Origin of the sequence: Azorhizobium doebereinerae UFLA1-100, assembly GCF_000473085.1 — a bacterium.
Lineage (GTDB): Bacteria > Pseudomonadota > Alphaproteobacteria > Rhizobiales > Xanthobacteraceae > Azorhizobium > Azorhizobium doebereinerae.
The window spans coordinates 17,419-27,080 of the sequence record NZ_AXBA01000046.1 but is presented as its reverse complement, the minus strand read 5'-3'; the positions used below and the strand labels follow the sequence as shown (position 1 = coordinate 27,080).

The following is a 9,662-nucleotide window of genomic DNA, read 5'->3' as shown; positions in this document are numbered from 1 at the left end:
AGAAGCCTGATCGCCGATCGGGGCTACGACAGTGCCTGGTTCCGCGAGGCACTGGCCTCCAGGGGCATCAATCCCTGCATTCCTTCATCGCGGAGCCGCAAGCAGCCCTTCCTCTATGACAAATCCCTCTACCGGCAGCGGCACAAGGTCGAGAACCTGTTCGCCAAGCTCAAGGACTGGAGGCGCATCGCCACGCGATACGACCGATGCGCCCACACCTTCTTCTCTGCCATATGCATCGCAGCAGTCGTCATCTTCTGGCTGTGATCAATGAGTCCTGAGCCTAGCCGCACCCACATTGGGTGCAGGCTGGCTCAACATTGGGAAATCCCAATCTGACGCTGCGCCGCGCGCATCGGGCCGCCGGCGCTGCCGGGAGGCGCCAACATGAAATGCAATTCATGCTGGCGCGAACTGCGGCCCATGGCCTCGCTCGCATGATGAGGAAGCAGGGTACCCGCTTTACCCGCCATCAGCCCCGATGCGCTGACGCAGCTCTGCCGATCTTCCAGCCGGAAGATGAGCCTGCCGACGCCATCGGGGCCTGACTGTCTCGCCTCGCACCTGCCATCGCCCCGATGGACAGCCGATGCTCCAGGATCTGAAAGGTTGCCTTCGTGGACCCCATGTCACAGCGCCCCTCCGACGAAACAGGCTCCGGGGCGGCCCATGCGCGCCACGCGGGCAAAGGGCGGAGGTGGATGCTGCTGAGCGCGGCCACGGTGGCCGCCTGCGCTACCGCCTTCTACATGCTGCACGCAGCCCAGGCCCCGACCCATCAGGCCACGGCGCTCGCCCCCATTCCGGTGACCGCCACCAAGGCCACGATGCAGACACTGCCGATCCTGCAGGCGGGCCTCGGCACGGTGACGCCGCTGAACCAGGTGGATGTGAAGGTCCGCGTGGACGGACAAGTGCAGAAGATCGCCTTCCAGGAAGGGCAGGACGTCGGCAAGGGCGACCTGCTCGCCGAGGTGGACCCCAGGCCATATCGGGCCACCCTCGCGGGGGCACAGGCCACGCTTCAGAAGGACCAGGCGCAACTGGCCAACGCCCAGGTCGAGGAAACCCGCGCCCAGCAGCTCAACACCAAGGGCTTCGGCACCACCCAGGCGGCCGACAACGCCAAGGCGCAGGTCGCCGTGCTGCAGGCCACCATCCTCGCCGACCAGGCGTCGGTGGACACCGCCAAGCTCAATCTCGGCTATGCCAGGATCGTCGCGCCCATCTCGGGCCGCGCCGGCCTCAAGCAGATCAACGAGGGCGCGATCGTCCATCCAGGCGACAATAGCGGCCTTGTAACCATCACCCAGATCGAGCCGATCGCCGTGCAGTTCGCGGTGCCGCAGGACAATCTGCCGGATCTTCTCGCGGGCCAGAAAAAGGCCCCTCTGGACGTCTCGGTGGATAGCCGCGACGGCAGCCAGCACCTCGCCGACGGCAAGCTCACCGTAATCGACAGCCAGGTGGACAGCACCACCGGCATGGTCAAGCTCAAGGCGGAGTTCTCCAATGCCAACCACGCTTTGTGGCCGGGTCAGCTCGTCACCGCCCGTGTCCATGTGCGGGATGAGACTAACGTGGTGACAGTGCCCTCCATCGCCATCCAGAACGGCCAAAAGGGCCAGTATGTCTTCCGTGTGAAGCCCGATGGCACGGTCGATATCCTCGATGTCACGATGGGGCCGACCGTGGGTGAGCTGACCGCCATCAAGAGCGGCCTGAAGGACGGCGAGGACATCGTCCTGTCCGGCCAGTCGCGGCTGACGCGCGGCACCAGGGTGGCCGCCAAGCAGGCGGAGCAGACGCCCCAGCACGTGGCCGAGGAGGCACGCTGATGAGCGAGCTCTTCATCCGCCGCCGCATCGGCACTTGCCTGCTCGCCATAGGCCTGGTCCTGCTCGGGATCGTCGCCTATTTCCAGTTGCCCGTTGCGCCGCTGCCGCAAGTGGATTTCCCGACCATCCAGATCTCCGCCAGCCTGCCCGGCGCCAGCGCCGAGACCATGGCCACATCCGTCGCGACGCCACTGGAGAACTCGCTCGCCACCAATGTGCCGGGCGTCGCCCAGATGACCTCGGTCAGTTCCTCAGGCCGCGCCACCATCATCCTGCAGTTCGACCTGAACCGCGACATCAACGCCGCGTCCCAGGACGTGCAGATCGCCATTTCGGCGGCCTCCGGAGCGCTGCCGAAGAACCTGCCCAACCCGCCGACCTTCCATAAGGTGAACCCGGCCGAGGCGGTTCTGCTCACGCTGTCGCTCAGTTCCGACCGCGTGCCGACGCCGGAGGTCGATCATTACGCCGAGGATGTCATCGCGCAGCAGATCTCGCAGATGTCCGGCGTCGGTCTGGTCGATTTTCACGGCCCGCAGCGCCCCTCCGTCCGCATCCGGCTCGACCCGGACAAGATCGCGGCGCGCGGCCTGACGCTGGAGGACGTCCGCACCGTCATTGGTGAGCAGACCGTCAACGCTCCCAAGGGCCAGCTCAGCGACGCCAACCGCACCATCGTCCTGGATGCCACCGACCAGCTCATCGACGCGCCCGCCTACAAGAACATGGTGGTGGCCTATCGCAATGGCGCGCCCATCCTGCTGAGCGACCTCGGCACCGTGATCACCGCGCCCGAGGACAATCACCAGGCCGCCTGGCTGCAGGGCAAGCGGGCGGTGATGATCGACATCCACAAGCAGGCAGGGGCGAACGTCCTCCAGACCATCCAGGCCATCAAGGCGCGAATCCCCGAATTCCAGGCCGGTCTTCCGGCGGGCATCAAGCTTGAAGTGGTCGGTGACCGCACGCAGATCATCCAGGCCTCGGTGGACGACGTTGAGTTCACTATGCTCATCACCATCGCTCTGGTCGTGAGCGTCATTTTCATCTTCCTGCGCAACCTGTGGGCAACCATCATACCCAGCATCACCATCCCGCTGTCGCTGCTCGGTACCTTCTGCGTGATGTATGCGCTGGGCTACAGCCTGGACAATCTCTCGCTCATGGGCCTGACGATCGCCGTCGGCTTCGTGGTGGACGACGCCATCGTCGTGATCGAGAACGTGATCCGTCATCTGGAGATGGGGAAGTCGAAGCTGCAGGCGGCGATCGACGGCGCGCGGGAGGTGAACTTCACTATCATCTCCATGACCATATCGCTCATCGCGGTGTTCATTCCGCTGCTGCTGATGGGCGGTATCGTCGGTCGCCTGTTCCGCGAGTTCGCGGTCACGGTGAGCATCGCCATCCTGATGTCGGGCCTGATCTCGCTGACCGTCACGCCGATGATGTGCGCCTGGCTGATCTCGCACGATCATGACGCCGAGCACGGCCGCCTCTACCACTGGTCAGAGCGCGCCTTCGAGGCCGTTACCGCCGGCTATGCCCGCTGCCTCGACGTGGTGCTGTCCTATCGCAAGCTGACCCTGCTCGTGACCGTCGCCACCATCGTCCTGACGGGTTATCTCTACGTGGTGACGCCCAAGGGTTTCCTGCCACTCCAGGACACCGGCTTCATCGTCGGGCAGGCGCGGGCCGCGACCGATATCTCGTTCGAGCTGATGTCCACCAAGATGCAGCAGCTGGGAGCGATCGCAGATAAGGATCCCGCGGTGTTCAACGTGGCCTACTGGATCAATCCGAGCCCTTCCGCCAGTGTCGGCCAGATCCAGATCAACCTGAAGCCGTTCAGCGAACGGACCGACACGGCCTTCCAGGTCATGGATCGGATCAAGCAGGCCACCGCCAACATGGAGGGGCTGCAGCTCAACATGCAGATCCGCCAGGATATCCAGGTGGGCGGCCGCAGCGCCGCGGCAGCCTATCAGTACACGCTCCAGAGTTCCGATCCCGCCGAACTGGACACGTGGGCGACCGCCATGTCGGGCGCCATGGCCAAGCTGCCGGGCATCCTCGACGTATCGTCGGACCGGCAGAAGCCCGCGACGAGCGCAACGCTGGACATCGACAGGCCGACCGCTGCTCGCCTCGGCGTGTCGGTGCAGGATATCGACAACACGCTCTATGACGCCTTCGGCCAGCGGCAGGTGGCCACCCTGTTCACGCAGGTCAACCAGTACCATGTGGTCATGGAGCTCGATCCCCGCTTCCAGCTCAACACCGATGCGCTGAAGCACCTCTATGTGAAGTCATCGACCACCAACAAGCTGCTGCCCCTCAGCATGGTGGCGAGCGTGCGCACTGGCGTGCTGCCGGTGACCGTCAATCACCAGAGCGCCATGCCCGCCGTCACCCTCTCCTTCAACCTCGGGCCGGGATACGCACTCAGTGATGCCGTGGCCGAGATCCAGAAGGCCCAAGTCGATCTCGGCATGCCGGTCAATGTCACCGGCACGTTCCAGGGCACGGCGCAAGCCTTCCAGTCGTCCCTCGCCAGCCAGCCCTGGCTGATCCTGGCGGCGGTGATCGCCGTCTATATCGTGCTGGGCGTGCTCTATGAGAGCGCGATCCACCCGCTGACCATCATCTCCACCTTGCCTTCCGCAGGCATCGGCGCCCTTCTTGCGCTGCTGATCAGCGGCCAGGATCTCTCCATCATGGGCATGATCGGCATCATCCTTCTGATCGGCATCGTGAAGAAGAACGCCATCATGATGATCGACTTCGCGCTGGAGGCGGAACGCGAGCGGGGGCTCAGCTCTCTGGAATCCATCCGCGAGGCCTGCCTGCTGCGTTTCAGGCCGATCATGATGACCACCCTTGCCGCCCTGCTCGGCGCCCTGCCCCTCGCACTCGGCCATGGGCCAGGCGCGGAGCTACGTGTGCCGCTCGGCATCGCTATCGTTGGCGGCCTGGTCATCTCGCAGGTGCTGACCCTGTTCACCACACCAGTGGTCTATCTGGCCTTCGATCGTTTCGTGAAGCGTCCGACGCCCGAGCAACAGGCTCCTGCCGTGCCGCACCCCGCCGAATAGATGACCGGCCACCACTGAAGCCGGAAGGTCATTTTCCCGCCCACGCACACATGCCCCTTTCGGAGAGTGCCGATGCCCGGCAACCGGCTCGCCTACGTCGTACGTGCCGTACGAAAAGCAATCCCCACTGCGCTCCTGCTGAGTCTATGCATAGGGGGCTACTTCACGATCCTTCAACTGACAGGCAACTTCCATCCCGTGGTGCCGCGGGAGCTTTATCGCTCGGCTCAGCTCTCGGCGGAAGCACTGGCACGGTATCAGATCAAATACGGCATCCGCACCGTCGTGAACCTGCGCGGAGCCAATCCCGGCAGGGATTGGTACGATGCCGAGATGACAGCATCTGAACGGATGGGTATGAGACATATCGACTTCCGGATGTCCGCCAGCCGCGAACTCTCAAGCTCCGAGGCCCGCGCTCTGGTCGAGACATTCAGGTACGCACCCAAACCGATCCTGGTGCATTGTCAGGCGGGAGCGGATCGCAGCGGCCTTGCGGCCGCCCTCTATCTCGGCGCCGTCACCCGCCGAGGGCGGGCAGCCTCGGAAGGCCAGCTATCGTTGGCCTATGGACACATTTCCTTGCCCTGGCTCAGCGCCTACGCCATGGACCGGACGCTGGAAGCCCTCCGCCCCTGGGAGTAATGGCTGCGCGAGGTTCGAACCGCCCCGGCTTCACCGAGTCGTTCAACGGCAAGTTCCGGGCGGAGTGCCTGAACGCTCACTGGTTCATGAGCCTTGACGACACCCGGTCGAAAATGGAGGCTTGGCCTAAAGATTACAATGAGGTACGGCGCACACAGCGCGATCGGCAACAAGCCGCCGATCGCGCTCATGAGGGCTCTCCGGCGCCCCCGCCGGCATGAGCCATAACCCCGGAATTTTCCGGTTCCGGATGGCATAAAGACGGGGAGCAGGCCAACGTAAGGCGCTCGATCGGATTTAGTTGTCGAGCGTTAGGGGCGAGCAATTGCATCCTAATCCCTTAGATGGCTGACATGAACGTCTCCGAGGGGCTTGATGGGGCGGCGATACCGTCCGCAATTGCGATCGATTTGCCCGACATGTCCCTCTCCCACGGTGCGCCCGCGGATTTAGCTTGGACCCGCGGCTTTCAGCCAATTCGGCGTGTGCACCCCAGTTGTATCCTGACGAATGTCGCCGTGCCCGAGCGCCGGCAGCGCCCCGTCTCCCCCCTCACTCCACCGTGACGGACTTCGCCAGGTTGCGCGGCTGGTCCACGTCGGTGCCCATGATCACCGCCGTGTGGTAGGCGATGAGCTGCACCGGGATGGAATAGACCAGCGGCGCGACGGTGGCCGACATCTCCGGCAGGATCAGCTTCTGCATCGCCGCCACATGCGCCAGCTCCGCCCCCTTGGGGTCGGTGACGAGGATGATGCGGCCGCCGCGCGCCGCCACCTCCTCCATGTTCGACACCGTCTTGTCGAACACCCGGTCGTAGGGGGCGATCACCACCACCGGCATCTTCTCGTCGATCAGCGCGATGGGGCCGTGCTTCAGCTCGCCGGCGGCATAGCCCTCCGCATGGATGTAGCTGATCTCCTTCAGCTTCAGCGCGCCTTCCAGGGCCAGGGGATAATTGGTGCCCCGGCCGAGATAGAGCACGTCCTGCGCCTTGGACAGCGAACGGGCGAGCAGCTCGATCTCGGGGGAGAGCTTCAGCGCCTCGGTCATCAGGCGCGGCACCTCGATGAGCGCGCGCACCAGCCTGTGCTCGTCCTCCTGCGACAGCACGCCCTTGGCCCGGCCGGTGGCGACCGCGAAACTGGCCAGCGTCGCCAACTGGCAGGTGAAGGCCTTGGTGGAGGCCACCCCGATCTCGACCCCGGCCAGGATCGGCAGCACCAGGTCCGCCTCCCGCGCGATGGTGGAGGTGGGCACGTTGACCACCGCCACCACCTTCTGGCCCTGCTCCTTGGCATAGCGCAGGGAGGCCAGCGTGTCGGCGGTCTCACCCGACTGCGAGATGACGATGGTGATGCCGCCCTTCGGCAGCGGGGTCTCGCGATAGCGGAACTCGGAGGCGATATCGATGCTGACCGGGATGCGGGCGAAGCGCTCGAACCAGTACTCCGCCACCGCCCCCGCATAAAGCGCGGTGCCGCAGGCGGTGATCGAGATGTTGGCCACCTCCGCAAGATCGAACGGCAGGTCCGGCAGGGTCACCGTCTCCGCGCCGAGATCGAGATAATGGCCGAAGGTGTGGCCGATGGCTTCGGGCTGCTCGTAGATCTCCTTCGCCATGAAATGGCGGTGGTTGCCCTTGTCCACCATCAGCGCGGCGGCCGGCACCTTGATGACCGGCCGCGTGACCACGGCGCCGTCCACGTCGCGGATCTCGACGCCCTCGCGGGTGAGGATGGCCCAGTCGCCCTCCTCCAGATAGACGATCTCGTCGGTGAACTCGCCGAGCGCGATGGCGTCCGAGCCGAGATAGGTGCTGCCGGTGCCGAGGCCGATGGCCAGCGGCGAGCCCTTGCGGGCGGCGATCAGCAGATCGTCCTCGCCGTCGAACAGGAAGGCCAGCGCGAAGGCGCCCTTCAGGCGCGGCAGCACCGCGCCCACCGCCTCGGCGGGGGTGCGGCCGGCGCGCAGCTCGCGGTCCACCAGCAGCGCCACCACCTCGGTGTCGGTCTCGCTGAGGAAGTGGGCGCCGCCGGCGATCAATTCCTCCTTCAACTCGCGGAAATTCTCGATGATGCCGTTGTGCACCACCGCCACCTTCTTGCCCGAATGGGGATGGGCGTTGCGCTCGGTCGGCTTACCGTGGGTGGCCCAGCGGGTGTGGCCGATGGCGCTGTGGCCCTTGAGGGGATGGCGGGCGAGCTTCTGGTCGAGGTTGCGCAGCTTGCCCTCGGCCCGGCAGATGGCCAGGTGCCCGTTCTCCAGCGTGGCGATGCCGGCCGAATCGTAGCCGCGATATTCCAGGCGCTTCAGGGCGTCGATGACGTCCTCCGCCACGGGGCCCTTTCCGAGAATTCCGACGATGCCGCACATGAGGGATAGAACTCCACAAGGGTCACGCTGCACGCCCGGGGACGCGCGCCAAAGACGTTTCACTCAAAGACGGGTGAAATAAGGACCGCGCATCCGTCTGTTCTGCGCAGGGTTAGGAAATCGTTCAGCATTCCGCCCCGTGCCTCCGGAGCGGACCACACAAGCTCTAGCCTGCTTCGGCGCGAAAAGCGGAATCACTTCGTTTTTCCGATCCTCACACCTTCGGCCTTCTCTTCCGCGCAGCCTCCGCCGCGCGGCGTCCGCCGATCCCCGCGCCTGCGGCTTCCGCCGATCCTCAGGCCTGCGGCTTACGCCGATGCTCAGGCTTGCGGCTTACGCCGCTTGGCCCGCAGTTCCGCCGCCCAGCCCGCCTTCACCGCCTGCCGGCCGCGGCCCAGCGCCAGCGCGTCGTCGGGCACGTCGTCGGTGATGACCGAGCCGGACCCGATATAGGCACCCGCGCCGATGCGCACAGGGGCCACCAGCGAGGAATTCGTGCCGATGAAGGCCCCGGCGCCGATCTCGGTGCGATGCTTGGAATAGCCGTCGTAATTGCAGGTGATGGTGCCCGCGCCGATGTTGGCGCCGGCCCCCACATGGGCATCGCCCACATAGGACAAATGGTTCACCTTCGCCCCCGCATCGATCTGCGCCGCCTTGGTCTCGACGAAATTGCCGATGCGCACCCCCGCCCCGAGCCGGGTGCCCGGCCGCAGCCGCGCATAGGGGCCGATGGACACGCCGCGCTCCAGATACGCGCCCTCCAGATGGCTGAAGGCGTGGATCACCACGTCGTCCTCCACGCTGACGCCGGGGCCGAACACCACGTTGGGCTCGATGATCACGTCCCGGCCGAGCCGGGTATCGGCGCTCAGGAACACCGTCTCCGGCGCGACCAGCGTGGCGCCGCCGGCCATGGCGGCGCGGCGCAGGCGCGCCTGGAGGATGGCTTCCGCCTCGGCGAGCTGGAGACGGCTGTTGACGCCGGCCACCTCGTCCACCTCCGCCTCGGCGGCGACGGCGGAAAGGCCGGCGGCGCGGGCGATCTCCACCGCGTCGGTCAGATAATACTCGCCCTTGGCATTGGCGTTGCCGATGGCCGAGAGCAGTTCCAGCGCCTTGTCGCCGCGCAGGGCCATGACGCCGGCGTTGCAAAAATCGACGGCGCGCTCGTCGGCGGTCGCATCCTTCTCCTCGCGGATGGCGACGAGGTCGTCGCCCTTCGTGAGCAGCCGGCCGTAGCCGGTGGGGTCGACGGGGCGGAAGCCCAGCACCGCGACGCCGGCCCCGGCCGCCAGCGGCGCGCGCAGGCGGGCGAGGGTTTCCGGCGTCAGCAGCGGCGTGTCCGCATAGAGCACCAGCACATCGTCCACCGGCGTCCCGAGCGCGGCGCGGGCGGCGAGCACCGCATGGGCGGTGCCCAGGCGCTCGCGCTGCACGAACACCTCCGCGTCCGGCCGCACCCGGAGGACTTCGGCGGCCACGTCCTCGCGGTCCGGCCCGACCACGACGGCGACGCGCGTGGCCCCGGCCGCGCGGGTCGTCTCCAGCACGTGGTGGAGCATGGAGCGGCCGGCGATCGCGTGCAGCACTTTGGGCAGGCGCGAGGCCATGCGCGTGCCCTCGCCCGCCGCCAGGACCACCACCAGAAGGCTGCGCTCGGTCATCGGCATATCCTTTCCCGCATCATGCCGCTTCCATAGAGCGC

At 66.1% G+C, this 9,662-nt stretch carries 6 protein-coding genes and 1 pseudogene; 5 read left to right on the top strand and 2 right to left on the bottom strand.

All coding sequences use genetic code 11. The annotated features are described in order from the left end of the window. From YU1_RS0123445 to YU1_RS34540, 5 genes and pseudogenes are all read left to right on the top strand, one after another. On the top strand, positions 1-267 hold a 267-nt coding region (locus YU1_RS0123445; protein ID WP_029003930.1), incomplete at its 5' end, for an IS5/IS1182 family transposase. 434 nt (positions 268-701) lie between these two features. Continuing rightward, positions 702-1,838: an efflux RND transporter periplasmic adaptor subunit gene (locus YU1_RS0123435; protein ID WP_198019030.1), complete on the top strand. Its 1,137-nt coding sequence runs from the start codon at positions 702-704 to the stop codon at positions 1,836-1,838. Continuing rightward, positions 1,838-4,933: an efflux RND transporter permease subunit gene (locus YU1_RS0123430; RefSeq protein ID WP_029006155.1), complete on the top strand. Its 3,096-nt coding sequence runs from the start codon at positions 1,838-1,840 to the stop codon at positions 4,931-4,933. Before YU1_RS0123435 ends, YU1_RS0123430 begins: the two co-directional genes overlap by 1 nt. A gap of 72 nt (positions 4,934-5,005) precedes the next feature. Then, positions 5,006-5,578, top strand: a complete 573-nt coding sequence (locus tag YU1_RS0123425; RefSeq protein WP_035716510.1) for a tyrosine-protein phosphatase — start codon at positions 5,006-5,008, stop codon at positions 5,576-5,578. A gap of 17 nt (positions 5,579-5,595) precedes the next feature. Then, a pseudogene (locus YU1_RS34540) lies at positions 5,596-5,806 on the top strand (integrase core domain-containing protein); the annotation flags it as partial. Between the two features lie 324 nt (positions 5,807-6,130). Here YU1_RS34540 and glmS read toward each other — a convergent pair. Then, positions 6,131-7,954: a glutamine--fructose-6-phosphate transaminase (isomerizing) gene (glmS, locus tag YU1_RS0123420; RefSeq protein WP_029006153.1), complete on the bottom strand. Its 1,824-nt coding sequence runs from the start codon at positions 7,952-7,954 to the stop codon at positions 6,131-6,133. Positions 7,955-8,274: 320 nt separating this feature from the next. Next, the gene (gene glmU, locus YU1_RS0123415) at positions 8,275-9,621 is read right to left on the bottom strand and encodes a bifunctional UDP-N-acetylglucosamine diphosphorylase/glucosamine-1-phosphate N-acetyltransferase GlmU (RefSeq protein WP_029006152.1); all 1,347 of its coding nucleotides are present in this window, start codon (positions 9,619-9,621) and stop codon (positions 8,275-8,277) included. Between the last annotated feature and the right edge of the window lie 41 nt (positions 9,622-9,662).

What these genes read in the sequence shown, in the direction of transcription:
- YU1_RS0123430 (WP_029006155.1), top strand. Translation starts at nt 1,838, where the DNA reads ATGAGCGAGCTCTTCATCCGCCGCCGCATCGGCACTTGCCTGCTCGCC.
- YU1_RS0123425 (WP_035716510.1), top strand. Translation starts at nt 5,006, where the DNA reads ATGCCCGGCAACCGGCTCGCCTACGTCGTACGTGCCGTACGAAAAGCA.
- YU1_RS0123435 (WP_198019030.1), top strand. Translation starts at nt 702, where the DNA reads ATGCTGCTGAGCGCGGCCACGGTGGCCGCCTGCGCTACCGCCTTCTAC.
- glmU (WP_029006152.1), bottom strand. Translation starts at nt 9,621, where the DNA reads ATGACCGAGCGCAGCCTTCTGGTGGTGGTCCTGGCGGCGGGCGAGGGC.
- glmS (WP_029006153.1), bottom strand. Translation starts at nt 7,954, where the DNA reads ATGTGCGGCATCGTCGGAATTCTCGGAAAGGGCCCCGTGGCGGAGGAC.